At 73.5% G+C, this 25,636-nt stretch carries 20 protein-coding genes; 12 read left to right on the top strand and 8 right to left on the bottom strand.

Annotated features, from left to right (window positions below; translation table 11 throughout):
• Positions 1–50: 50 nt before the first annotated feature.
• Positions 51–3,437 carry an ATP-binding protein gene (locus SGA01_RS00370; protein WP_141292293.1) on the top strand — a complete coding sequence of 1,129 codons (3,387 nt, stop codon included), beginning with the start codon at positions 51–53 and terminating at the stop codon, positions 3,435–3,437.
• A 27-nt stretch (positions 3,438–3,464) separates the two neighbouring features.
• On the opposite strand, the gene SGA01_RS00375 is transcribed toward SGA01_RS00370, so the two are convergent.
• Positions 3,465–4,325, bottom strand: a complete 861-nt coding sequence (locus SGA01_RS00375) for a siderophore-interacting protein (RefSeq protein ID WP_141292294.1) — start codon at positions 4,323–4,325, stop codon at positions 3,465–3,467.
• 185 nt (positions 4,326–4,510) lie between these two features.
• On the opposite strand from SGA01_RS00375, the gene SGA01_RS00380 reads away from it, so the two are divergent.
• A complete protein-coding gene (locus SGA01_RS00380) occupies positions 4,511–4,711 on the top strand; it encodes a hypothetical protein (protein WP_141292295.1) in 201 nt (66 codons plus the stop codon).
• A gap of 233 nt (positions 4,712–4,944) precedes the next feature.
• Positions 4,945–6,123, top strand: coding sequence for an acyl-CoA dehydrogenase family protein (locus tag SGA01_RS00385; RefSeq protein ID WP_141292296.1), 1,179 nt, complete (start codon positions 4,945–4,947; stop codon positions 6,121–6,123).
• Between the two features lie 56 nt (positions 6,124–6,179).
• Here SGA01_RS00385 and SGA01_RS00390 read toward each other — a convergent pair whose 3' ends face one another.
• The 4 genes from SGA01_RS00390 to SGA01_RS00405 all read right to left on the bottom strand — a co-directional run bounded on the left by SGA01_RS00390 (position 6,180) and on the right by SGA01_RS00405 (position 9,594).
• A complete protein-coding gene (locus SGA01_RS00390) occupies positions 6,180–6,950 on the bottom strand; it encodes a hypothetical protein (protein WP_141292297.1) in 771 nt (256 codons plus the stop codon).
• The gene (locus SGA01_RS00395) at positions 6,934–8,163 is read right to left on the bottom strand and encodes a hypothetical protein (protein WP_141292298.1); all 1,230 of its coding nucleotides are present in this window, start codon (positions 8,161–8,163) and stop codon (positions 6,934–6,936) included. Before SGA01_RS00395 ends, SGA01_RS00390 begins: the two co-directional genes overlap by 17 nt.
• Before the next feature lie 46 nt (positions 8,164–8,209).
• Positions 8,210–8,728, bottom strand: coding sequence for a hypothetical protein (locus SGA01_RS00400; RefSeq protein WP_141292299.1), 519 nt, complete (start codon positions 8,726–8,728; stop codon positions 8,210–8,212).
• Positions 8,729–8,826: 98 nt separating this feature from the next.
• On the bottom strand, positions 8,827–9,594 hold the full coding sequence (locus tag SGA01_RS00405) for an SDR family NAD(P)-dependent oxidoreductase (RefSeq protein ID WP_141292300.1): 768 nt from the start codon (positions 9,592–9,594) through the stop codon (positions 8,827–8,829).
• A gap of 220 nt (positions 9,595–9,814) precedes the next feature.
• On the opposite strand from SGA01_RS00405, the gene SGA01_RS00410 reads away from it, so the two are divergent.
• The 4 genes from SGA01_RS00410 (at position 9,815) to SGA01_RS00425 (ending at position 16,504) form a co-directional block, all read left to right on the top strand.
• Positions 9,815–12,400 carry an ATP-dependent Clp protease ATP-binding subunit gene (locus SGA01_RS00410; protein ID WP_141292349.1) on the top strand — a complete coding sequence of 862 codons (2,586 nt, stop codon included), beginning with the start codon at positions 9,815–9,817 and terminating at the stop codon, positions 12,398–12,400.
• Between the two features lie 104 nt (positions 12,401–12,504).
• Positions 12,505–13,902 (top strand): amino acid adenylation domain-containing protein, encoded by a 1,398-nt coding sequence (locus SGA01_RS00415; RefSeq protein WP_141292301.1) that lies wholly within the window; start codon positions 12,505–12,507, stop codon positions 13,900–13,902.
• Between the two features lie 74 nt (positions 13,903–13,976).
• Positions 13,977–15,239: an AAA family ATPase gene (locus tag SGA01_RS00420; protein WP_141292302.1), complete on the top strand. Its 1,263-nt coding sequence runs from the start codon at positions 13,977–13,979 to the stop codon at positions 15,237–15,239.
• The gene (locus tag SGA01_RS00425; RefSeq protein WP_141292303.1) at positions 15,236–16,504 is read left to right on the top strand and encodes a vWA domain-containing protein; all 1,269 of its coding nucleotides are present in this window, start codon (positions 15,236–15,238) and stop codon (positions 16,502–16,504) included. Before SGA01_RS00420 ends, SGA01_RS00425 begins: the two co-directional genes overlap by 4 nt.
• Before the next feature lie 35 nt (positions 16,505–16,539).
• Here SGA01_RS00425 and SGA01_RS00430 read toward each other — a convergent pair whose 3' ends face one another.
• Both SGA01_RS00430 and SGA01_RS00435 read right to left on the bottom strand, forming a co-directional pair.
• Entirely contained in the window at positions 16,540–17,067 is a 528-nt protein-coding gene (locus SGA01_RS00430) for an SMI1/KNR4 family protein (protein ID WP_141292304.1), read from the bottom strand.
• A 46-nt stretch (positions 17,068–17,113) separates the two neighbouring features.
• Positions 17,114–18,190, bottom strand: a complete 1,077-nt coding sequence (locus SGA01_RS00435) for a helix-turn-helix transcriptional regulator (protein WP_141292305.1) — start codon at positions 18,188–18,190, stop codon at positions 17,114–17,116.
• A gap of 106 nt (positions 18,191–18,296) precedes the next feature.
• On the opposite strand from SGA01_RS00435, the gene SGA01_RS00440 reads away from it, so the two are divergent.
• The 3 genes from SGA01_RS00440 to SGA01_RS00450 all read left to right on the top strand — a co-directional run bounded on the left by SGA01_RS00440 (position 18,297) and on the right by SGA01_RS00450 (position 21,949).
• A complete protein-coding gene (locus tag SGA01_RS00440) occupies positions 18,297–18,614 on the top strand; it encodes a hypothetical protein (RefSeq protein ID WP_141292306.1) in 318 nt (105 codons plus the stop codon).
• A 54-nt stretch (positions 18,615–18,668) separates the two neighbouring features.
• Entirely contained in the window at positions 18,669–19,526 is an 858-nt protein-coding gene (locus tag SGA01_RS00445; RefSeq protein WP_141292307.1) for an oxygenase MpaB family protein, read from the top strand.
• A 92-nt stretch (positions 19,527–19,618) separates the two neighbouring features.
• Positions 19,619–21,949: a serine/threonine-protein kinase gene (locus SGA01_RS00450; RefSeq protein WP_141292308.1), complete on the top strand. Its 2,331-nt coding sequence runs from the start codon at positions 19,619–19,621 to the stop codon at positions 21,947–21,949.
• A gap of 31 nt (positions 21,950–21,980) precedes the next feature.
• Here SGA01_RS00450 and SGA01_RS00455 read toward each other — a convergent pair whose 3' ends face one another.
• The gene (locus tag SGA01_RS00455) at positions 21,981–22,643 is read right to left on the bottom strand and encodes a M15 family metallopeptidase (protein ID WP_141292309.1); all 663 of its coding nucleotides are present in this window, start codon (positions 22,641–22,643) and stop codon (positions 21,981–21,983) included.
• A gap of 183 nt (positions 22,644–22,826) precedes the next feature.
• Between SGA01_RS00455 and SGA01_RS00460 the strand changes: the two genes are divergently transcribed.
• Positions 22,827–24,431 carry a phytoene desaturase family protein gene (locus SGA01_RS00460; protein ID WP_141292310.1) on the top strand — a complete coding sequence of 535 codons (1,605 nt, stop codon included), beginning with the start codon at positions 22,827–22,829 and terminating at the stop codon, positions 24,429–24,431.
• A gap of 168 nt (positions 24,432–24,599) precedes the next feature.
• Positions 24,600–25,634, top strand: coding sequence for an L-threonine 3-dehydrogenase (tdh, locus tag SGA01_RS00465; RefSeq protein ID WP_141292311.1), 1,035 nt, complete (start codon positions 24,600–24,602; stop codon positions 25,632–25,634).
• Positions 25,635–25,636: the final 2 nt, after the last annotated feature.

Genomic DNA, 25,636 nt, shown 5'->3' on the forward strand with positions numbered 1-25,636 from the left:
TCGAAGGTCCGGGCGCCGGGGGCCCGTCGGCGGCGGGGCAGAATGGGCCGGTGCAGCCGTCCTACCGTGTTCTCGGTCCCTGTCAGGCGCTCCGTTCCGACGACGGGACGGAGGCCACGCTGAACGGTGCCAGGCTCCGGGCACTGCTGACCGCGCTCGCCGCCGGCGCCGCGGACACCCCGGGCGGGGCCGGCGATACGGGTGGGGCGGGAGCCGGGCGGGCGATGAGCGCCGGCGCGCTGATCGCCCAGGTGTGGGCCGACGACGACCCGGCCGCCTTTCTGGACCGGACCGCCGCGCTCCAGGCCCTGGTGGGCCGTCTGCGCCGGGCCGTCGGGCACGAGGCCGTCGTCTCCACACCCGGCGGCTACCGCCTGTCCGTCGAACCGGACGCCGTCGACCTGCACCGCTTCGAACGGCTCGCCGCCGAAGGCTCCGCCGCCCTCGCCGACGGCGACGCCGCACGGGCCGCCGCGCTCCTCGACGAGGCGCTCGGCCTGTGGCGCGGCCCCGCCCTCGCGGACCTGCCCGGCCGGGATGCCGACCCCCTCGTCGTACGGCTCGAACAGCGGCACGCGCGGGCGCGCCGCGACCGGTACGCCGCCGATCTGGCCCTGGGGCGGGCCCCGGACGTCCTCGCGCCGCTCGCGGCCCTCGCGGCCGGGCATCCGCTCGACGAGCCCGTCCAGGCCCTGCGGATCCGGGCCCTGCGGGCCGCCGGACGGCCCGCCGAGGCCCTCGCGGCGTACGAGGAGGTACGCGCAGGACTGGCCGACCGGCTGGGGACGGACCCGGGACCCGAACTGCGCGCCCTCCACGCCGAGCTCCTCGGCGCCACCCCGACCGCGCCCGCACACGGCCCCGCGCCCGGCCTCCCTTCGGACCGGGGCGTGCGCCTGCCCGCCCGGCTGACCTCGTTCATCGGCCGGGACGGTGAGCTCGGCGCACTCGCCGCGGGGTGGGCCGACCGGCGGCTCGTCACGCTCACGGGACCGGGCGGCGTCGGCAAGACCCGGCTCGCCCTGGAGGCGGCCGAGACCTTCGACGGCGGACCGGTCTACGTCGCCGAACTCGCCTCCGTACGGGAGGAGTCCTCGGTCGCGGCGGCCGTCCTCAGCGCGCTGGGGGCCCGGGAGACCCAGCTCTGGAACGGTCCGGCCGTCGCCGAGGCCGCCGGGCCGAAGGGGGCGCTCGCCCACCTGGTCGAGTACTGCTCCGGGCGCCGGATGCTCCTCGTCCTCGACAACTGCGAGCACGTCATCGCCGCCGCGGCGGAGCTCGCGGAGACCCTCCTCACCCGGTGCCCCGGCGTCACGGTCCTGGCGACGAGCCGCGAGCCGTTGGGGGTGCCGGGGGAGGCGCTGAGCCCGTTGGGGCCCTTGCCGGTGGAGATGGCGCTGCGGCTGCTCGGCGAGCGGGGCGCGGCGGCGCGGCCGGGTTTCCGGGTCGCGGACGACGCGGGGGCCGCCGAGGAGGTGTGCCGCCGCCTCGACGGGTTGCCGCTGGCGATCGAGCTGGCGGCGGCGCGGCTGCGGATGCTGTCGGTGCGGCAGATCGCGGACCGGCTGGACGACCGTTTCCGGCTGCTGACGTCGGGGGCGCGGACGGTGTTGCCGCGTCAGCAGACGCTGCGGGCGGTGGTGGACTGGTCGTGGGAGCTGCTCGACGGGTCGGAGCGGGCGGTGCTGCGGCGGCTTGCGGTGTTCACGGGCGGGTGCGACCTGGCGGCGGCGGAGACGGTCTGCGCCGAGGACGGCGCGGGGCCGGGCGCGCTGGGGGTCCCGGATGTTCTGGACGTCCTGGGTGATCTTGTCGACAAGTCGCTCGTCGTCGCGGGACCCGGTCCCGACGGGGAAGGGACGCGGTTCCGGCTCCTGGAGACGGTGGCGGAGTACGCGGATGAGCGTCTTGACGAGGCGGGGGAGCGGGCCGCGACGGAGCGGCGCCACCTCACGTACTACCGCGAGCTGGCCCGCCGTACCGACCCCGAGCTCCGCGGCCCGGGACAGGTCGCCGCCTTCTCCCGGCTGGAGCGCGAGCACGGCAATCTGCGGGCCGCCCTGCGGACCGCCGTGGCCATCGGCGACGAGCAGGAGGCGCTCTGCCTCGTCCACTCCCTGAGCTGGTTCTGGCAGCTGCGGAACCACCAGACCGACGCCCGGACGTGGGCGGCGACGGCCGCCCTGCTCGGACCCGACCCCTTCCAGGAACCCGTCCGCCCCGCCGAGCCCTTCGAGGGCCGCTGCGTCGACGTGCCGCCGCCGTGGACCGGCGAGCGGCTCCGTGAGGCCCGCCGTGGAGGCCGGCTCTACGCGCTCGCGACCGAGGGCGGCCACGGCGCCACCTCCCTCGAACGGCCCGAGACGCGCGCCCGCCTCACCGCCCTCGTCGCCGCGTACCGCCCCGGCCTCCCGCAGACCTGCCGCCAGCCGGGGGCGATGTGGTTCTTCGCCCGTCTGATGACGGGAGAGCTCACCGGCCTCGACGAAGCGCTGACGCTGACCGTCGAGGCCTGCCGTGACCACGGGACCGGCTGGGATCTCGGCTTCGCCCTCCTCATGAGGGGAAAGCTCCTCGGCCACGGCCCCGAGGACGCCGACGAGGCACTCGCCCTCTTCGAGGCCGCCGAGGACGCCTGGGGCATCGCGGAGTCCCTCTCGGCGCGGGGCGAGGCCTACGAGCGTGCCGGCCGGCTCTCCGAGGCCGCCGCCGACTTCGAGCGGGCCGCCCACACCGCCGCCCTCGTCGGCGCCCGCTCCCAGGTGCCGCTCTTCACGGCGCGCCTCGCCGCCGTACGCCTCCGGCTCCGCCCGGAGGGGAACGAGGCGGCCGAACGGCTCCTGGCCGAAGCCGCCGACGAGGCGGGCGAGTGGGGGACCGAGGCCGCCGGCACCGGCCGCATGCTCCTCGCCCAGCACTACGGCCACACCGGGCGCACGGCCCTGGCCCGCGCGCAGCTCACCCGACTGGAGGAGGAGTTCGGCGAGCACACCCCGTCGCTCTTCTGGGGCCTGGCCGGCGGGATGTGGGCCTGGCTCGACTGCCTGGACGGCGCCCACGAACGGGCCCTGGACCGCCTGGCCCGTGCCGTCGTCGACCTGGAGACCCTCGCCCACCTGGTCGCGCCCTACCTCGTCGTCGCCCAGTTCGCGACGGCCGCCTGGGCCCGCGCCGGCCGGGGCGCCCCGGGCGACGCCGAGACCGGAGCCGCGCTCCTCGGCGCGTACGACACCCACATCGGCCCACCGACCGGAGGCGGCTTCCGCCCCTTCGCCCCCCAGACGGAGACCGCGATCCGCACCCGCGCCGAGCAGGCGCTCCGCACGCGCCTCACCCCCGAGGCGTACACCCGCCACTACGAGGAGGGCACGAAGCTCGCCCTCGACACCGCCACGGCCCTCGTCCGGCGGCCGAAGGAGACAGGTTCCGACGCCTGAAGGTCACGCTCACGCTCCATGGCCCGCTCAGCCGGCCGCCAGGCGCTCCCGGGCCTCCGCGAGGTCCTCGGGGGTCGGGGCGTCGTCCTGCGAGAGGCGCCGGCGCCAGTAGCCGGTGAAGTGGACGGCGCCGCGGTCGACACCGCGCTCCGCCACGAGGTGCCGGCGCAGCCCGCGTACCGCCGAGGCCTCGCCCGCGAGCCACGCGGAGGGGCTGCCGGGCGGCAGCGTCCCGGCGCGGACGGCATCGGCCGGCGACACGCCGTGGGGCAGCAGCTGCACGGTGAGGTCCCCGGGCGTCTCCAGTGGCTGTACGTCCGCCGGGTCGTCGACCTGGACGTACGCGAGGGCCCGCCGGCCCGCCGGGAGCGCGGCGACGACCGTGGCGAGGGCGGGCACCGCACAGGCGTCGGCGTACAGGAGCGTCCAGTCGCCCACGCCGGGATCGAAAGGCATCGCGAACGCGGCGGACGGCCCGAACACGCCCAGCGGGTCACCGGGGCGCGCACCCCGGGCCCACCGGGTCGCCGGGCCCTCGTCGCCCGCCGGACCGCCCTCCCCGTGCAGGTGGAAGTCGATGTCGACCGTCTCCGCCACCGGGGCGTGCGCCCGGACGGTGTAGCTCCGCATCCAGGGCCTCTCCGCCTCCGGGATCGCCGCGTAGGCCGCGTACCACCGCATCACGTCACCGTCCGCCCCGACGGCGGGCAGGACGGGCTCCGTGCCGTGCGTCCGGGGGAAGAACAGCTTGACCTGCTGGTCGGGGCCGGCGAGCGTGAACCCGGCCAGGGAGGGGCCGCCGAGGGTGACGCGGAGCGTACGCGGGGTGATCCGGCGGACGGCGGTCACGCGTAGGCGCCGCAGGGGGAGGGCAGGGGGCTGGGACATCGCTGACTCCTGGGGTCGATGGGCTCGCCGACGGGGCCCGGAGGACGGGCTCACCCACCCTCTTGGGCCCCGCCGACACGCCACCGACACCCGTCCGACACGGGTGGGCGGGCCGCCGCCCCGGATGCGCTCGCGTCGGCCGGACACGAGAATGGCGAGTGCCGGAAGAACACGTAGGAGGCGGCATGAACGCTGAGCCCGACAAGACGTCCATGGGGGATCGTCCGACGCCCGACCGGCTGCTCCACGCCGGTTCGGAGGGCGAGTTCACGGCGGAGGACCTGGTCCTCGCCTCCGGCCGTGACGTGAATCCGAAGAGCCTCGCCTGGGCCGAACGCCGAATGGCGGAGAAGGGGCGCGCCTCCATGGACGAGCTCCTGCCCTAGGGCGCCACTGCCCGTTCGTCTCTCCCGTCCCCTCGGCCCCGGATCGGCTCGCCCGAACCGGGGCCGTGGCCTTCCACATTTGTGAAACACGTTCTACCGTGGCCGCCGTCGCACGACGCACGGCGACGCGTCGCGCGTCGCAACGCACGACGCAACGCGCGACGCAACGCACGACGCATCGCACCGAGGACGCCACAGGACGCCGTAGGGCGCGCCGCCACGGGAGGCCCCGCATGCACCTCGAGTACACGCCCGCCCAGAACAGCCTGCGCGCCGAGCTGCGTGCGTACTTCTCCGAGCTCGTCCCGGACGACTTCCACACCCGGTACGCGGACCCGGCCGCACAGAAGCGGTTCTACCGGGAGACCGTGCGCAGGCTCGGTGCGGACCGCTGGCTCGGGGTGGGCTGGCCCGCCGAGTACGGGGGCCGCGGACTCTCCCCGATGGAACAGTTCATCTTCTTCGACGAGGCCGCCCAGGCCGGCGTACCCCTGCCGCTCATGGCCCTGAACACCGTCGGGCCGACGATCATGCGGTACGGCACCGACGAGCAGAAGGCGTACTTCCTGCCCCGGATCCTCTCCGGCGAGATCGACTTCGCCATCGGCTACAGCGAGCCGGACGCGGGCACCGACCTGGCCGCGCTGAAGACGCGCGCGGTACGGGAGGGGGACACGTACGTCGTCAACGGCCAGAAGATCTGGACGACGAACGGCGACACCGCCGACTGGGTCTGGCTCGCCGTCCGCACCGATCCCGACGCCCCGCCCCACAAGGGCATCACCATGCTCCTGGTCCCGACGAGCGACCCGGGCTACTCCTGCACGATCATCAACACCCTCGCCTCGCACGACACGACCGCGAGCTACTACGACAACATCCGCGTCCCGGCGTCGCGCCGCGTCGGCGAGGAGAACAAGGGCTGGCGCCTCATCACGAACCAGCTCAACCACGAGCGCGTGACGCTCGCGGCCCACGGGACCATGGCGATCCGCGCCCTCCACGACGTACAGCGCTGGGCCGCCGACACACGGCTCACCGACGGCCGACGCGTCCTGGACCTCCCGTGGGTCCGCCGCACCCTCGCCCGCACCCACGCCCGGCTCGACGCGATGAAGCTCCTCAACTGGCAGATGGTCAACGCCGTCCAGCACGGCACCCTCACCCCCCAGGACGCCTCCGCCGTCAAGGTCTACGGCTCCGAGGCCCGCCGCGACGCGTACGCGGCCCTCATGGAGGTCGTCGGCTCGGCGGGCGCCCTCAAGGAGGGCTCGGCGGGCGCGGTCCTCCACGGCGAACTGGAGCGCGGCTACCGCTCGGCCGTCATCTTCACCTTCGGCGGCGGCAACAACGAGATCCAGCGCGAGATCATCTCCTGGATCGGCCTGGGCATGCCCCGCGTCCGCCGCTGAGCGCGCTCGCAACTGTCCGTGATCCGCGGCGCGTTTCAGCGTGACCTATGAGGTGGTCAGACGGGCGGCATCAGATCGCTCTCGCTGATGGTGTACGTCAACGGGGGGTAGGTGAAATCCGTTTCGTTGTTCTCGCGGCGCCGCAGCCGGTAGAACTCGTGCCTCTGTTCGTCGTCGGCCGACATGAGGCGCGTGCCCTCCGGAAGGTAGGCGTCTCCGTCGCTGTACCGAACGAGGGTCTTCGACGTTCGGAAGGTCACGCCCAGCCATTCGTTGTCCGTCGTCCGGTCGGGCGTGTCCAGGACGATTTTGTGCTTGAGTCGCCGATTCGAGTCGACGGAGAACGCGACGACACCGTTGTGGGCGAGGGGGATCTCGAACTTCTCGCCGTCGGTCCCCTTCGCTTCGAAGATCAGTTTCCTCGGCGGGCTCGCTTCGGGGTGTCGGTAGCAGGAGAAGACGGCGATGTGCGACCCGTCGGCCAGGTCGAGGGCTTGGTCGGAATGGCTGCCCATGGTGGTGTAGGCGTTCGTGTAGCTCTCGATGAGAGCGTTGTTGAAGCCGACCGGTAGTCCCGCACGTTCTTGAATCCGTCGTGCCAGCCGTTCGTGCACGGCCCGGAACCGCTGCGGCGGGCTGCCGTATCGCGTGGTCGTCCGTACGAGGGGCACCCCACCCGCCTCGTCGATCCTGGCCAGCACGGCGCCTCGCCGGCCTTTTCCCGTGGCTTCCCAGAGAGTCGAAGCGGACAGCTCCGCAAAGGGATTGCCGTCGATCGGCAGAGCGCACCGGAGGATCTCGTCCGAGATCCTAGGTTCGGGGGGCAAGGTAGTCTCCCGTGTTCATGCTGAAAAGAAATTCGTCGCCGTAGTCGATGAAGGACGAGGTTCTGTTCTCCTCGGCGTACAGCTTTCGCAGCTCGTCCATGCCTTCCTGTGTGGCCGGCTCCAGCTTCACCAGGTCTCCGGCCACGTCGAGAAACGTGTGGCCGTTCTTGTGGACGGCTTCGGCGTTCGAGCAGCGCACCACGTAGCCCAGGCGGGTCGGGAGCGACTCGGCGTCCAAGGACGAGGGCCGGATCTCGTGTGTGTACAGGCGGTTGGTGGACAACGGCATGAGGAACACGGAGCCCGGATGGAGAGTCAGGGTGAACTGCGAGGGGAGCGCGACCCCGTCGCGTGCGGCGGTCGGATCCTTGAGGCGGAAGTGGAGTCTGGTCAGCCCGCTGGCACCCTTCACGCCGTAGTCGAAGGCGTCTTCGGGTAGAGGCTTCAGCTTGTCGAGCCCGTCATAGAAGGTGCAGAAGGCCATGATGCCGTTGGCGGGCATGTCCTTGGTCTTGTCGGCATGGGCCGAGATCTTGGCCTTGGACTGCTTGCGCTCGGCCGTGGCAAGGGTGTTGTGGTAGATCTGCGCGAGCACGTGATTGAGCGGTGCGTGGTCCCGGAAGGCGGAGGCGGCCTCACGGTTCAGACTCTCCACGATGTACGTGTCGGTCGGGCGAAAGCCCTCGGTCGGCCCCGAGAGATTCGTGGAGCACCGGAGCAGACGGAAATGCAGGTCGTCACCGCTTCGCGTGACGGGCGTCAGATAGATTCCGCTGCGATGGGCTGTGCCGGGCTTGGTGGACTCCGTCAGGGACTGGAACGCGTGCTCCGCACGGATCCGTTCGAAGAGATCGGAGCCGAGTCCGAAGAAGCGGCGGTAGTACACGCCGACGCCGTACACGCGGAGGGGAACTCGGCCGAGGTCGACGAGGGTCCAGGACGGGTCGACGTCCTCGCGGTATCCGTGCGACAGCTCCCGGATGACGAACACTCGCGCAGCCGCGTGCAGTTGGCGTCCGCTGACCCCGGATACATCGCCGCACAGGTAGACCGTCTTCCGCGCGAGGTCGGGCGAACCGGAAGCAAGCTCCTCCGGCGTGATGACGGACCCGAAGAAGTCCCTGATCGCGTCATCGTCCTGCAACGACGAAGGCGCAACCAAGAGGTTGTCCGCATCCTCGATGCGGGCTTCCGTCAGCTCTGTCGTGTCCATCAAGCGGTACCTGTCGTCAGTGGATCTTCGCGGGCGGCTGCACCGGTCACGGGAAGTACAGGGAGGCCTTCTCCAGTACATGGCCCGTGAACATGCCGCCCCAGACGACCCGACCCCGGTACATCGTGGTCCGTGCGGCGCCCGGGGCGGTCTCGATCGTGAGCGGGCGGCTGATCAGCGTCGTGTCGAGGATCCGGGCGTCCTGAGCGGCCCACTGGGCCGCCTCGGGCCGGACGTGCGCGCTCACCAGGGCGGGGAGCACCAGCGCCGCGTTCCGGGCGCCGGGTATGCCGCCGCGCAGGCTCTTGGCGTAGCGCATGGCCCAGGCGGTGAACTCGCCGAGGGTGGCCACGTCGATCTCGGGGACGGCGGCGGCGAAGACGAACAGCTCGGCCTTCGTCCCGAACCAGCGGGCCTTGCGGTCGGCGCGGCTGCCGGTCACCACCCGGCGGTCGTCCCACTGGGGCGAGGTGACCGTGCAGCCGTCGGCCGCCAGCCGTCCGTGGAGCGCTTCGAGGTACGCGGCCGCCGCGTCGGCGGTCGGTTCGGTCGCATTCGGGTTCATGCGTGGATCTTCCAACACCCTTGGCACGTAAGGGAAGAGGGGCAGGGTGGGTCAACGAGAGGGCGCCCGAGCGGTCTCGCCGATGCGCCGAGGCGGCCTCAACTCCGCAGGTGCGAGGCTCCGTTGAGGTCGAGGATCGTGCCCGACGACCACTCGGCGGCGGGGGAGGCGAGCCACAGCACCGCCGCCGCGATCTCCTCGGCCGAGCCCACCCGGCCGAACGGGCTCTGCGCCCGGATCGCGTCGCCCTCGGGCCCCTCCACGCGCGGCGCGACCCGCTCCGTCGCGAAGAACCCGGGGGCGACCGAGGCGACGGCGATCCCGTGCGGCGCGAGCGAGACCGCGAGCGACTGGCCCAGGGCATGCACGGCGGCCTTCGTCGCCCCGTACGCCGGATGATCCGGCTCGCCCCGGAAGGCGCCGCGGGAGCCGATGTTCACGATCCGGCCGCCCCCGCCCTGGTCGATCATCCGGCGCGCCGCGAGATGGCTCAGGTTGGCCGTGGCGAGCAGGTTCACGGCCACGTGCTGCTGCCACACCGCGACCCACTCCTCGTACGGGGTCTCCGCCAGCGGGTGCCGGATGTTCACCGCCGCGTTGTTCACCAGGACGTCGATCCCGCCCAGCGCCTCCGCCGCCGCGTCCACCACGGCCACCGCCCCCGACGGGTCCGCGAGGTCGCCGCCGACCAGGGCGTGGCCCTCGCCGGCCAGGGAGGCGAGGGTCGTACGGGCCTCCTCCTCGCGCGAGCCGAAGTGGACGGCCACACGGTCACCGTTGGCCGCGAACGCCCGGGCCACCGCGCGGCCGAGCCCTCGTGACGCGCCGCTGACGAGCACGCGCCGGCCGGATGCGGGTACGTTCATGGCAGTTTCTCCCTGTGATCGGGGGCAGGCGCAGTGCGGATGATCATCCGCACTGCGGTGACGATACGTCCCCCGCCACCCGTATCGCTCCACCCGTCTCGTTCCACCCGTCCGGGCGAACGGCGGAGGCGGCGCACGGCCGCGCTCCGATTGCGGACGCAGGGGCAGCGGGTTTGGGTGTGTGACGAGGACCCTCCCCCTTGCGCATCTGGAGCTCGGCATGTCGATGGCGTTCGGTTCACCCTTCGGTTCCTCCGAGGACCCGTTCAGCGAGATGCTGAGCCGGTTCTTCGGGATGTCGCCCGCATCGTCGCCCCCGGCCGTGCAGCGCGTACCGATCGGGCGACTGCTCACGGAGTCGTCGCACGAGCTCCTCAACCTGGCCGCGCGCAAGGCGGCCGAGGACGGCACGTCCGACCTCGACACGGAACACCTCCTGTGGGCCACCACCCAGGTCGACCCCTCGCGGCGGCTCCTCGCCCGGGCCGGGGTGGACACCGATACGCTCGCGGCGGAGATCGAGACGGTGCTTCCCGGGGAGTCGGCGGAACCGTCCGCCGAGCCCGGCCTCACCCCCGCCGCCAAGCGCACCCTCGCCCTCGCCCACGCCACGTCGCAGGCGTCCGGGGTCTCGTACATCGGTCCCGAGCACATCCTCAGCGCCCTCCTCAACGACGCCGACTCGGGCGCCGGCCGGTTCCTGCGCGCGGAGGACGTCGACGTACGGAGGGTGCGCGGCCTCGCGGACCAGGCGGCCCGCGGGGACGGCTCTCCCACGACCGGGGCGGGTGCCGGGGCCGGGACGGGGGCAGGAGCCGGGGCCGGCAGGCAGAGCAGCAGGGCGGGCGCGCAGGCACAGCAGCCCGCCACGACCCTCGACGAGTTCGGCCGGGACCTGACGGAGGAGGCGAAGGCGGGCAGGCTCGACCCCGTCGTCGGCCGGGCCGAGGAGATCGAGCAGACCGTCGAGATCCTCTCGCGGCGCTCCAAGAACAACCCCGTCCTGATCGGCGAACCCGGCGTCGGCAAGACCGCCATCGTCGAGGGACTGGCCCAGCGCATCGTGGCGGGCGAGGTGCCCGACACCCTCAAGGACAAGCGGGTCGTCTCCCTCGACATGTCCGGCCTGGTCGCGGGCGCGCAGTACCGCGGCCAGTTCGAGGAGCGGCTGAAGAAGGTCATCGAGGAGGTCCAGGAGGCGAGCGGCGACGTCATCCTCTTCATCGACGAGCTGCACACCGTCGTCGGTGCCGGCGCCGGCGGAGAGAGCTCGATGGACGCGGGCAACATGCTCAAGCCCGCCCTCGCACGCGGTGAGCTCCACGTCGTCGGAGCGACGACGATCGACGAGTACCGCAAGTACGTCGAGAAGGACGCCGCCCTCGAACGCCGCTTCCAGCCCGTCCTCATCCCCGAGCCCACCGTCGAGGAGACGGTGCAGATCCTCGAAGGACTGCGGGACGCGTACGAGGCCCACCACCAGGTCCGGTTCGCCGACGGCGCCCTGGCGGCGGCGGCCGAACTCTCCGACCGCTACATCAGCGACCGCTTCCTGCCCGACAAGGCCATCGACCTCATGGACCAGGCCGGCGCCCGGGTACGGCTGCGCAGCGCCGGCCGCTCGACCGAGGTCGTCAGCCGCGAGGACCGCCTCGCGAAACTGCGGCGCGAGAAGGACCAGGCCGTCGCGGGCGAGGAGTTCGAGAGGGCCTCGGAGCTGAAGACGCAGATGGCCGAGATCGAGGGCGAGCTCGCGGGCATCGAGGAGCGGCGCGAGGGCGTCGTCTCGGTCACCGCCTCCGACATCGCCGACATCGTCTCCCGCCGCACGGGTATCCCGGTCGCCCAACTCACCGCCAGCGAGAAGGACAAGCTCCTCAAGCTGGAGGAGCAGATGCACGCGAGGATCGTCGGCCAGGACGAGGCGGTCACCGCCGTCTCCGAAGCCGTACGCCGCAACCGGGCGGGCATGGGCGACCCGAACCGCCCCGTCGGCTCGTTCCTCTTCCTCGGGCCCACCGGCGTCGGCAAGACCGAACTCGCCAAGACGCTCGCCGAGCTGCTCTTCGGCGACGAGAGCCGCATGATCCGCTTCGACATGAGCGAGTTCCAGGAGAAGCACACGGTGGCCCGGCTCGTCGGCGCCCCTCCCGGATACGTCGGCTACGAGGAGGCCGGCCAGCTCACCGAGAAGGTCCGCCGCCACCCGTACAGCGTCGTCCTGTTCGACGAGGTGGAGAAGGGGCACCCCGACGTCTTCAACACGCTGCTCCAGATCCTCGACGACGGCCGGCTCACCGACGGACAGGGCCGCACCGTCGACTTCCGCCACTGCGTCGTCATCATGACGTCCAACATCGGCGCCCAGCGCATCCTCGCCCACGAGGGCGACGCGGCCGAGCTCAAGGACGAGCTGATGCAGGACCTGCGGGGGAAGTTCCTGCCCGAGTTCCTCAACCGCATCGACGACATCATCGTCTTCCACAGCCTCACCGAGAAAGACCTGTCGGAGATCCTCGAACACCTCCTCGACCGCAGCAAGCACCGCGTCCACGCCCAGGGCATGACCCTGGAGGTCACCGAAGCGGCGAAGAAGCTCCTCGTCGCCCACGGCTACCAGCCGGCGTTCGGCGCCCGTCCGCTGCGCCGCACGATCCAGACGGAACTCGACAACCGCCTCGCCTCCTTGCTGCTCGGCGGAGAGGCCGGTCCCGGCGACACGATCGTCGCCGACATCGTCGACGACTCGCTCCACTGCAGGATCCGCAAGAGCGAGCCGGCGGCGGAGGACGCTCAGGGAGCCTGAAAACCCGCTGGCGGGTCCGTCCAGCGCAGGCCTACGATCATCGCGATGACGACGACTCACTCCCTTCACAGATTGGGGGACCCGTCCGCGCAAGGTGAGTGCTGATGCTCACTTCCACCGCGAACGGGACCTCCCGCCTCTCCCTCTGGCTGCGCGTGCGCGAGTTCGCCGTGCCGCCCTCCATGATCGAGACCGCTTCCACACGCCGCCTGCGCGGTGACTGGGCGGGGGCCTGCGCCGCCGCCAGGATCGACGTCGATCTCGACCTCCGCGCCCTGGCGCGCGACCACGGCAGGGAACTCGCCCGCCGCGTCCGGGACGATCTGCGCCACCTGGCGCCCGACCTGCTGCGCTGGCACATGCCACGGATCGCCCCGGACGGACTGCTGCGACCCGGTCTGACGGTCGCGCTGGCCCGGTACGGGCAGAGCGGTCCGGACGGCGTGGGGCCGGCGCCGCATCTCGTGGCGCGGACTCCGCCCGCCTGGGCGGATGCCGGTCAGCGCATCAGCCTCGCGTGGTGGGACGGTCACCCGACGGGCCCCGGGGCAGGCGCCGCAGCCCGGCATCCACATCCCCGCCCCAGCCGGCTGTTCCGCTTCGACCTGCACCGTCACCTGTGGGACGCCCGCAGGGCCGACGAGCTCCGGGCACGGTCGGGGGACGGGCGCACGCCTGCCTCGGCCCCCGGCCTCCCGGAACCTTCGGGGGAAGCCCTGTCGCCAGGGCTCCGCTGCGCCGTCGACCGGTGGGTGGCCGAGGCGCAGCTCCTGAACCGCGCGGAGGGCCGACCCGAGGGCGGCGCCGTCGTCGTGCGGCTCGGCTCCGGACGGCGGATGCTCCTCGAACCCCTCCTCGACGGTGGAGCGGCGGTCACTCCGGCGCCCCCGGAGAGCCTCGCCGCCACCTTGCCCGTCCTGCCCGACGCGGCCACCTGGGTCCTGCCCGACCTCGAACTGCTCCGCGCCGGACTCGTCGAGGGCGACCGTCTGCACCCGCTCGTCGCCGCGGCACTCGTACCGGACCATCGGCCGACGCGCCCGCTCCGGCCCCCGGACGAGGCGGGGCAGCCCCGCCTCGTGGAGTGCCGGGGCGCCCGGCACCGGATCGGCCTGGTCGACGGCGTACTGACGCCGCTTGACCACGACCCGGCCGAGGTCCGGCGGGAGGAACTCCTCGTCGCGTTGACCGGCACACCACTGCCCTGCCTGCGGGCGATCGACGAGGCGCACCGCCGCCCCGACTGCCTCACCGGAGTCCGTGAGCGCCTCGACCACGGCGACACCGCCGGCGCGCTGGCCGTCGTCGAGGGCCTCCTCGGCCCCGACGCGGTGCTGCGCGGCGGCGCCCTGCGCGACGAACTGGAAGCCGCCGCGCACCGGCGGATCACCTACGGCCTGTACCGGGCGGGCCTCGTGGGTCCCGCACCCGACCGCCTCCTCCCCGGCGTCCGCCGTCCCCGTGACCGGCGCTCGCACCCCCGCGACGTGACCCGCCGCTGACCGGCCGACCTCCATCCCACTTCTTCTTTCCGCCCTCGCCGAAACGGCCCTCCCGAACCTCCAGGTGATCACCCATGCCGACGAACACTCCGTACGCCCCCGCCGCCCCCACCTCCACCCCCGTACACACCGACCAGCTCGACATCGCCGGTGAGCTCCTCGCCCTGCTGCGCGACGCACGCACCGAACCCCGCCCCGACCCCCAGCTGGAGGCGCTGACCCTGGCCGTCGCCGCCGACCTGCCCGTACTGCTGTGGGGCGAACCGGGCATCGGCAAGACCGCGGCCCTGACCCAACTGGCCGCGTCCCTCGACCTGCCGCTGACCACGGTGATCGCCAGCGTCCACGAGCCGTCGGACTTCTCGGGACTGCCCGTGGTCGGCGACGACCCCGCGGAGCAGGGCATCCCGATGGCGCCGCCGGACTGGGCCGTGCGGCTGGTCCGGGCCGGTCGGGGGCTGCTGTTCCTCGACGAACTGTCCACCGCGACACCGGCCGTGCAGGCCGCCCTCCTGCGCCTCGTGCTCGAACGGCGCGTGGGAGCCCTGCGCCTGCCGCCCGGCGTACGGATCGTGGCCGCCGCCAACCCGCGCGCCTCGGCGGCCGACGGCTGGGAGCTGAGCCCGCCGCTCGCCAACCGGTTCGTGCACCTCCGGTGGACCCACGACCACGAGGTGGTCGTCCGCGGACTCGGCGGGACCTGGCCGCGGGCGACCCTGCCGCGGCTCGACCCGGCGAAGCTGCCCGGGGCCGTGGACTTCGCCCGCCGCGCCGTCTGCGGGCTCCTCGCCGCCCGTCCCGCCCTCGTCCACCGGCTGCCGAGCGGAGAGACGCAACGGGGCGGCGCGTGGCCGTCACCCCGGAGCTGGGAGATGACCCTCCAGCTGATCGCCTTCGCGACCGCGGCGGGCTCCGCGCGCGACGTCCTGTCCCTGCTCGTCCGAGGCACCGTCGGGGACGGTCCTGGCCTCGAACTCCTCGCCGCCCTGGACCGGATGGACCTGCCGGACCCCGAGGCGCTGCTCGCCGACCCCGACGACGCCGACCTGCCCGAGCGGGGGGACCTGCGCCAGGCCGCGCTGGACGGCGTCGTCGCCGCGGTCCGCGCCCGCCCGGCCAAGTCCCGCTGGGACGCGGCCTGGACCCTCCTGGTCCGGGCGATGGAGACCGGAGCCCCCGACCTGGTCGTCGTCCCCGCCACGGCCCTCGCCGCCCTGCGGGAGGAGGAGTGGGACGTGCCCGCGTCGATCGAGCGGCTCGCCGGAGCGGTGTCCCTGTCCCGACGGGTGGACCGGGCGGCGGCCCGGGTCGCGGTCTCGGAGGAGGCGACCCGATGACCCGGCGTACACCGGGCGAGTCGACCGCGGCCCGCGCGACGGCGACACTCGACCGCGACAAACTCTTCGCCGCCAGGCTGCAGGCCGTCCGCGCCCGGCCCTATCTGGCCACGGCCCTCTTCGCCCTCCACGTCGTGGAGTCGCGGCAGGTGCCCACGATGGCCGTCGACCGGTACTGGCGCTGCTACGTCTCCCCGGGCTTCGTCGACCGGATGCCGGTGGAGGAGCTGGCCGGGGTGTGGGTGCACGAGGTGTCGCACCTGCTCCGCGACCACCACGGCCGCGGTGACCGGGTCGCGCGCCAACGCGGCCTCACGGGCCCGGGCGAGCGGCTGCGGATCAACATCGCGGCGGACTGCGAGATCAACGACGATGTGTTCGGCGACGGCCTGGCCCGGCCCGAAGGGGCCGTCGATCCGCAGTCCCTGGGGCTCCCGGAAGGGGAGCTCATGGAGGACTACCTGCGACAGTTCCGGCTCGGTACCCACCTGGAGAGAGCCGCCTGGCTGGACTGCGGCAGCGGCGCCGACGGCCTGGAGCGCCCCTGGGACCTGGGGCCGGACGGCGCGCACGGCCTCAGCGAACAGGAGCAGGACGCCGTCCGGTTCCGGGTGGCCCAGGGCATCACCGGCAGGCCGGGTGACGCCCCACGGGGCTGGCGGCGTTGGGCGGAGGAGGCCTTCCACACCCCGCAGCCGTGGCGGGAGCTGCTCGGAGCGGCGGTGCGCTCGGCGGCCACCGGCCCGGGAGCAGGCGAGGACCACACGTACGGAAGGCCCTCGCGGCGCTCGGCGGCCGTGCCCGGAGCCGTCCTGCCGAGCCTGCGGCGCAGACCGCCCCGCGTCTCCGTGATCATCGACACCTCGGGCTCGGTGAGCGACGCCGAACTGGGCAGCGCCCTCCTCGAAGTCTCCGCGATCTCACGGTCCGTGGGCGGTCGGCGCGACCTGGTGACCGTGGTGCCGTGCGACGCGGCCGCCCGGATCGCGCACCCCCTGTGCCGTGCCGAGGGCATCCCGCTGATCGGCGGTGGTGGCACGGACCTGCGGACCGGCTTCGCCGCGGCGCTCGGCGCGCGGCCCCGGCCGGACGTCGTCGTGGTGCTCACCGACGGCCAGACGCCGTGGCCGGAGAGACGGCCGCCGTGCCGGACGGTGGTGGGGGTTTTCTCCCGTGGGCACAGGCCCAGGACCTGGGACGAGGACGACCCCGACTACGTACCGGACGCGCCGCCGGACTGGGCTCGCGTGGTGGACATCGGTTAGCCCGTGAGCCGGCCGTCGGGGCGAAAGGATGGGGCCTAGACGAATCCAGGCTGCCCGGACTCGACGAAACGGTGGACCGACCGGCGCAGGAGGTCGAGGAACTCGGCGAGGTCGTTCGTGATCCGGACGAACTCGCTGTCCGTGGAAGCACGGCGAGAACGCCAGACCGCACCGTCCCCGGCGACCGCGTAGTGGATGCCCCCGCCGTCGGAGCCGATCAGCACGGCGGGGACGGTTCCGCCCGCCTCGGGCAGATCGAGGCGTTCGTCGAGCGCCTCGGCCCCGGAGCGCAGGAAGTAGGCGTTGCCGATGTCGCCCATGTTCACGGCGCCGATCTCGCCGTAGTACACGGCGAGATCGGCGAAGCCCGGCGACTCCTCGGCCAGCCGCTCCGCAGCGGCCCGGTCGTCCTCCTCCGGCGGGTGGATCGCGTTCTCCCCGGGGCCGTAGCCGTACTTCTCCTCGAAGCCGCGGGTCACGGCGGCGAGGGCCGCCGAGACCTCCTCGCGCCAGGCGGCGAGGGAGGCTGCGGTGAGAGGGACGGCGTCGTACGAATCGCTCATGGCCTCATCCTCACAGCCCGCCCGACCGATCCTCCGCAGGTCCGGTTCAGGTGCCGAGCGCCCGGGCGAGGAGCGCGCGGCGGTGGCGCGTACCCGTCTTCGTGAAGATCGACTTGAGGTGGTCCTGGACCGTGAGCGCGGACAGGGACATGGTCTGCGCCACCGCGCCGGTGTCGGCGCCGTCCGCGAGGTGACCGAGCAGTTCCGTCTCGCGGCCCGTCAGGCCGTGGGCCCGGCAGAAGACGTCCAGACGGTCGGCCGGGGTGGTCTCCTCGATGGTCACCGCGATCTCCCGGCCGGACGGCGGTGGGACCTCTGCACCCGGTCCGTGCTCGATACGGGCCGCGCGCAGCGTCAGCCACAGCCCGTCGGCGAGGTGCACGCGCGCGCGTGGCGGGTTCGGGTCGACGCCCGCCTCGCGGGCGAGCAGCTGCGCGGCCACGTTGTACGCGGCCGCCGGGATTGGCGCCCGGCCCTCCTCCGGAGGGATCAGGCCCGCCAGATAGGCCGGGGCCTCGGGCGTCTGGCCGCGCACCCGCAGGTCCGGGGAGAGCAGCAGCACCAGCGGGCCCGGCCGGTCGGTGCCCGGCGGGCGGGCCGGGAAGGCCGCGGCCTGGGCACGCCGCAGGGCCTCCGTGACCGGCCCGGCCACCGCGTCCAGGTACGCCAGGTCCGCCGCGCCGAACTCCGCCCCGTACCGCCACAGATCGAGGAAGCCCCAGCAGCCGAACCGGTCGCGGAAGACGGCCGAGGCCACGTCCCGCACCCCGGCCGGCCGCAGCAGCTCCTCCCACAGCGGCCCCCGCTCGCCCTCCGGCAGGCCGCTCAGCGCGGCGGCACCCGTCAGGGACGTCCAGCGGTCCGCGCGTGTCAGGTACTTGAGCCGGATCAGCCGGGGCAGCTCCGGCAGGACGGGGACCCGGGCCACCGGCGCGCACCCCACCGAGGTCACCGGATCCGTCAGCAGGAACGCGAAGGCGTCGGCGCCGAGCAGCGCCCGGAACTCCCGGAGCAGCCGGACCCGCAGCGCGTGGGCGTCCCCGCCGGCCGCGCAGATCCGCAGGACGCGCTCGCGGGAGCGGACGTGGTCATGGGTGTGGGCGTGGCCGGCCGAGGGAGCCATGGGCGGAGCGTACGGGCCGGTACCCCAGAGATCTGGGATGTACGCGACGCGGGGCCGCCGTCCACGCTGGAACCGTCCCCCCGGTCGGACTCCGAGAGGAGGAGCCGTGATCACCCTGCACATCGAGCATCCGATCACCGACTACACCGTGTGGAAGACGGCGTTCGACCGCTTCGCCGACGCCCGAAGGGACGCCGGCGTCCTCCGGCACCAGGTGCGCCGACCCGTCGACGACCCCGCCTATGTCGTCGTCGACCTGTCCTTCGCGGCCACCGAGCAGGCCGAGGGCTTCCTGGATTTCCTCCGCACGCGCGTGTGGGCGAACCCCGAACGGGCCCCGGCGCTGGTCGGCACACCCGCCACCCGCGTCCTCGTCACGGAGGAGGAGTCACGGGGGGCGGTGGAGGAAGCGGAGGGCGCCTGACCGCTTTCCCGGGGTCCGGGAATCCCGGGCCGCTTCCCGCGTAGCCTGAGCGCCATGAGGCAGGACGCCGACCCCGGGCTCTTCGGGCCCCGCTCCGTCACCTGGCAGATGCACGGCGACCCCGTGATGTGGATCGCGGGTGTCCGGGCCCTCTGGCTCCAGGCGCTGCACCCCGTCGCCGTCCGCGGCGTCATGATCAACAGCAGCTTCCGGGAGGACCCCTGGGGGCGGCTCATGCGGACCGCGAACTTCGTCGGGACGCTGAGCTACGGGACCGCCGAGGCGGCGGAGGCGGCCGGCGCCCGCGTCCGCCGGATCCACCGGCTCCTCGGCGTGGACGACCCCGAACTCCTGCTCTGGGTCCACTGCGCCGAGGTCGACTCGTACCTCTCGGTCGCGCGCCGATCCGGCATCCCGCTCACCGACGCCGAGGCCGACCGCTATCTCGACGAGCACCGCGTCTCCGCCCGTCTCGTCGGCCTCGACCCGGAGACCGTCCCCGGCTCCGCCGCCGCACTCGCCGACTACTTCGCGTCGATACGGCCCCGGCTCGAAGCCGGACCGGACGCGCGGACCGTCGAGGACTTCCTGCGCCGACCGCCGGTGAAACCCGTCCTGGTACCGGCGCGCGAAGTGATCTGGCGGCGCGTGACGGCACTCGCGTACGACACGCTGCCCCCGTACGCCCACGCGCTCTACGGCACCCCCGCCCCGGCCGACGGGACCGTCACCCGGCGGCTCACCGCGACGGCCAATCTCCTCCGGTGCATCCCCGACCGCCTGCGCTGGCGGCTGCCGCCCCGGCACATCCTCCGGGCCATGGACCGCCTCGGCCAGGACACCCGCCCCGCCCCCTTCGCCCGCCTCGGCGCACAGGGCCGGCCGGGTGCCGGGACACGCTCCGATCCCTGACACGCGCCCTACCCGTACCCACTGTCAGAGGCTGCGGCCATACTGGACATGTCGGGGAGGGTGCACGGAAGCGACGGGGGCGACACCACACGATGGGGGACAGCGGGCTGATCCAGGGCCGGTACCGGCTGCACGAGGTCATCGGGCGCGGCGGCATGGGCGAGGTCTGGCGTGCCACCGACGAGGCACTCGGGCGCGGCGTCGCCGTGAAATGCCTCAAGCCGCTCGGTCCGCAGCACGACCCCCACTTCCTGTCGGTGGTGCGCGAGCGCTTCCGCCGCGAGGCCCGCGTCGCCGCCGCCCTCCAGCACCGCGGCATCACCGTCGTGCACGACTTCGGCGAGTACGACGGTGTGCTCTTCCTCGTCATGGAGCTCCTGGAGGGACGCAACCTCAGCCAGCTCCTCGCGGCCAACGCCAAACACCCGCTGCCCGTCCAGGACCTCGTCGAGATCGCCGACCAGGTCGCCGACGCCCTCGCGTACACGCACCGCCAGGGGATCGTCCACCGCGACCTGAAGCCCGCGAACATCATGCGGCTCGCGGACGGGACGGTGAAGATCTGCGACTTCGGGATAGCGCGGCTCGGCGACACCGGCTTCACCTCCAAGCTCACCGGCACCGGCATCGCCATGGGCACGCCCCACTACATGTCCCCGGAGCAGATCGGCGGCGGCGAGGTCGACCACCGCAGCGACCTCTACTCGCTGGGCTGCGTGCTGTACGAACTGGCCACCGGTGTCCCGCCCTTCGACCTGGACGACTCCTGGGCGATCCTCATCGGGCACCGCGACACCGTGCCGAGTCCGCCGCGCTCGCACCGCGCCGAGATCCCCCCGTACTTCGACCGGATCGTCGTCGACCTGCTCGCCAAGGTCCCCGAGGAGCGGCCGGCCGACGCGGGCGATCTGCGCCGCCGGATCGTCTCGGGGCGCATCGCCGTGTCCGCGCCCGTAGGCGTGCCCGTGCAGCCCCAGGTTCCGGGACCGGGCCGCCCGGGACCGGAGCTCGTGGAGACCGCGCCCTACCCGGCGCCGGGACCCGGCCCCCGCCCCGGCGCGCACGCGCCCGCGTGGGCCCGGGGCATCGGCGGCGGACACCGGCCCGGGACCGCGGGCGCCCCGGCGGTCGGCTCCGCCACGACGCCGCGGCCGGTCGCCCACGACCCCGCCGCGGCCGTGCTCACCACCGAGTGGACCACCGCCACGCGCGCGTCGGACGCGAGCTCGCTCGCCGACGAGACGGCCGCCAGGGCCGTCCCGACGACCCAGGCCCCCGGGCCCACCGCGGAGCTGCTCGCCGTGCTCGCCGGCCGCTACCGCGCCGGGATCGGCCTCGGCAGACTCGACCGCTGGGACGAGGCCGAGGCGGTGCACCGGTCCGTCGCCGAGCACCGCGCCCGCGTCCTCGGCGACGACCATCCCGACACCCTGACCAGCCGTTACGAGGTCGGCTTCGCGCTCGCCCGGCTCGACAGGCCCGCCGACGCCCTGGACGTCTTCGACCGGGTCGCCGACGGCCGCGCCCGGGCCCTCGGCGACGACCACCCCGACACCCTGGCCGCGCGTCAGGAGCGGGCGTACGCCCTGGGCCGCCTCGGGCGGCATCCCGAGGCGTACGAGCTGTACGTCGCGGTGCTCGCCGCCCGCGAGCGCACCGTGGGCCCCGACCACCCCGACACCCTGCGCTGCCGCCACAACCTCGCCTTCACGCTCGGACGCCTCGGCCGGCTGGAGGAGTCGTACCGCACGGCGAACGAGGTCGTGGAGGCACGGGCCCGGCTGCTCGGCGAGGACCACCCCGACACGCTGGTGACCCGCCACGAAGTCGCGTACACCCTGGGGCGGCTGGGGCGTGGGCAGGAGGCGCTCGCCCAGTACCGCGCCGTCGCCGACGCGCGCGCCGCGGCCCTCGGCGACGAGCACCCGGACACCCTCACCGCCCGCTACGAGACCGGGGTCTGCCTCGGCCGCATCGGGCAGGCCGCGGACGCCCTGGACGTCTGCCGTGACGTCGTCGCGGCCCGCACGCGCGTGCAGGGTTCCGACGGGCCCGAGACCCTGCGCGCCCGCCACGCCCTCGCGGTCAACCTCGGCCGCCTCGGGCGGTGGGCGGAGGCGCTCGACGAGTCCGAGAGCGTCCGCTCCGCCCGGGAGCGGGTCCTGGGTGCCGACCATCACGAGACCCTCCTGAGCCACCGTGAGACGGCCGTCGCCCTCGGGCGGCTCGGCCGCTGGGAGGAGGCCCTGACGGCACACCGGGCGATCGCCGCGGCGCGCACCCGGACCCTGGGCCCCGACCACCCGGACACCCTCGCCGTCCGCGACGACGAGGCCCTCTGCCTGGAGCACCTGGGCCGCCCGACCGAGGCCACCGCCCTCCAGCGGGGCGCCTCCGGCACACCCGCCCCGGACGCGCGGTGACCTACGCCCCGGCGGCGCGGCCTGGTGAGGCTCAGTTGCCCGGCGTCAGTTCCTTCGGGCCGTAGAGGGCTTCGGCCCTCCCGGTCATGAGGGCCCAGTAGCGGTCGCCGAAGGACCAGTGCCACCACTCCGTCGGGTAGTTCACCAGGCCCGCGGCGCTCAGGACGGAGCCGAGCAGGTCCCGGTGCGCGCGCGCCTCGGCGCCGATCGTGTCGGCGTCGGTGTAGCACGCTCCGGCGCTCTCCTCCGGGCCCGCGTTCATCCGGGTCCCCAGGTCCAGTTCCCGCCCGTCGGGCCCGACCAGGGTGAGGTCGACGGCCGCGCCCGCACTGTGCGGCGCGATCTCGGGCGGGGACACGTACCGGCTCGCGGCCGTACGGATCCGGTCCGCCTCCCACTTCGGGTGGAGCGCGCGCAACTCGTCCGCGTACTCCTCGAAGTACTCCCGCTGGAGGGAGGGCGGACGGTACCCCTCGACGAACAGCAGCCGCAGCCCGTCCGGGAGCATGGACTGGGCCTTGAGCAGCCGCTCGACCACGCCTTCGCGCAGATGGGCGAAGGCGCCCTCCGGGTCCTGCTTGCGCGTGTCGACGGGCAGCGCGCCGCCCTGCCGGACGTCGACGAGGTCCTCGCCGCACTCGGCCACGCGTATCGCGGCGACACGGGGATCGGACATCAAGATGATCTCAGTCATGAGGTGATCTTCTCCCACGGCGTCGCAGGTCATCCGGCCTGCCGCCGGGCACGGCGGGGCGTGGCCGCGGCAGTGCGGCGATTTCACCGGTCCTCCATGAGACGCAACAGTCGTCCTCCACGAGACGCGCCGGTCCGCCTCCCCGGTCTTCCCCGCCCCGCCGGTCCCGTGTGAGCATGAGCCATGACCGCCCGTGCCCCGCTCCCCGGCGCCCCCGGCGCACCCCGCGCGTACGACGCCGTGATCGTCGGAGGCGGTCACAACGGCCTGGTCGCCGCCGCCTACCTCGCCCGTGCCGGACGGTCCGTCCTCGTCCTGGAGCGGCTCGGCACCACCGGCGGGGCGGCCGTCTCCACGCGGCCCTTCGCCGGGGTCGACGCGCGGCTCTCCCGGTACTCGTACCTCGTCTCGCTCCTCCCGGAGAAGATCGTGCGCGATCTCGGGCTGCGGTTCGCCGTACGGAAACGGTCCATCTCCTCGTACACCCCGAAGGGCGACGGCGGCCTGCTCGTCGGCGGCGGCGCCGACCGCACCCGCGCCTCCTTCTCCGCACTCACCGGCTCCGACCGTGAATACGAGGCCTGGCAGGCCTTCTACGGGCGCACCGCCCGCGCGGCCCGCCGCATCTTCCCCACCCTCACCGAGCCCCTCCCCACCCGCGCCGCGCTCCGCGCCCGCGTGGACGACGCCGAGACCTGGCGCATGCTCTTCGAGGACCCCCTCGGTGTCACCGTCGAGCGGACCTTCGCCGACGACCTCGTGCGCGGTGTCGTCCTCACCGACGCCCTCATCGGCACCTTCGCCGACGCCCACGACCCCACGCTCCTCCAGAACCGCTGCTTCCTCTACCACGTGATCGGCGGCGGCACCGGCGACTGGGACGTCCCCGTCGGCGGCATGGGCGCCTTCACCGACGCGCTCGCGGCCGCGGCCCGCACCGCAGGGGCGCACATCCGCACCGGCCATGAGGCCACCCGTATCGAGACCGACGGCAGCCGGGCCGCCGTCACCTACCGCACGGCCGACGGCGTGGGCACCGTCGAGGCCGGCCAGGTGCTCGTCAACGCCTCCCCGCAGGAGCTCGCGACCCTGCTCGGCGAGACGCCCCCGCCGCCCCCGGAAGGCGCCCAGCTCAAGGTCAACATGCTGCTCACCCGGCTGCCGAGGCTCCGCGACCGCTCCGTCGACCCGCGCGAGGCCTTCGCGGGGACCTTCCACATCGCCGAGGGGTACCAGCAGCTGGCCGCCGCCCACGCCGAGGCCGCCGCAGGACACCTCCCCTCCGCCCCGCCCTCCGAGATCTACTGCCACTCGCTGACCGATCCGTCGATCCTCGGCGGCGAACTCGCCGCCACGGGCCACCACACCCTCACGCTCTTCGGACTGCACACGCCCGCCCGGCTGTTCGCCGCCGACAACGACGGCGCCCGCGCCGCGCTCCTCAAGGCGACCCTCGCCCAGCTCGACGCCCACCTCGACGAGCCGATCGCCGACTGCCTCGCCGTCGACGAGGACGGCCGCCCCTGCATCGAGGCGAAGACACCGCTCGACCTCGAACGGGACCTCCGCCTGCCCGGCGGCCACATCTTCCACCGGGACCTCTCCTTCCCCTACGGCGAGGACGGCCAGGACGGCGAGAGCGAAGCCGAGGTGGCACAGAGCGCCGGCCGCTGGGGCGTCGAGACCCGCCACGCCAACGTCCTGCTCTGCGGCGCGGGCGCGATCCGGGGCGGCGGCGTCAGCGGCATCCCCGGCCACAACGCGGCGATGGCGGCACTCGGACGTTGACGCGTGGCGGCCTCCCACCGGGGGTGTGAAGCTGATCTGCGAGCGCGCTTAAGAAATCCTCGATGGACCGCGAGCGCGACGTACGGAAGATTCTCTTCCAGGGATCATGGGCGCGCAGTCGTGCCCGCACCCCCACATCACAGGACACGCACGTCGGGAGCCGTTGCATTGAAGGCGCTGGTCAAGCTGAACGCGGAGCCGGGACTCTGGCTCACGGACGTGCCCGAGCCGGAGACCGGCCCGGGGGACGTCCTCATCAAGGTCAAGCGGACCGGCATCTGCGGCACCGACCTCCACATCCGCTCCTGGGACGGCTGGGCGCAGAAGACCATCGCCACGCCGCTGACGATCGGCCACGAGTTCGTCGGCGAGGTCGTCTCCGTCGGCCGTGACGTCTCCGACATCGCCATCGGCGACCTGGTCAGCGGCGAGGGCCACCTCGTCTGCGGCAAGTGCCGCAACTGTCTGGCCGGCCGCCGCCACCTCTGCCGCGCCACCGTCGGCCTCGGCGTCGGCCGTGACGGCGCGTTCGCCGAGTACGTGGCGCTGCCCGCCTCCAACGTGTGGGTGCACCGCGTCCCCGTCGACCTCGACGTCGCCGCGATCTTCGACCCGTTCGGCAACGCCGTGCACACGGCGCTCTCCTTCCCCCTGGTCGGCGAGGACGTCCTCGTCACCGGTGCCGGCCCGATCGGCATCATGGCCGCCGCCGTCGCCAAGCACGCCGGCGCCCGCAACGTCGTCATCACCGACGTCAGCGAGGAGCGCCTCGCCCTGGCCCGCAAGACGGGCGTCTCCCTCGCCCTCAACGTCGCCGAGCAGACCATCGCCGACGGCCAGCGCACCCTCGGGCTCAAGGAGGGCTTCGACGTCGGCCTGGAGATGTCGGGCAACCCGCACGCGATGCGGGACATGGTCGCCAACATGACCAACGGCGGAAAGATCGCCATGCTGGGCCTGCCCAGCGAGGACTTCGCCGTCGACTGGGCGAAGATCGTCACCTCCATGATCACGGTCAAGGGCATCTACGGCCGCGAGATGTTCGAGACCTGGTACGCGATGTCGGTGCTCCTGGAGGCGGGTCTCGACCTCAGCCCCGTCATCACCGGCCGCTACGACTACACGGACTTCGAGGCCGCCTTCGACGACGCGGCCTTCGGCAAGAGCGGCAAGATCATCCTCGACTGGACTGCGGGAGCCTGACC

It is taken from the genome of Streptomyces gardneri (assembly GCF_006539185.1).
GTDB classification, from domain to species: Bacteria; Actinomycetota; Actinomycetes; order Streptomycetales; family Streptomycetaceae; genus Streptomyces; species Streptomyces gardneri.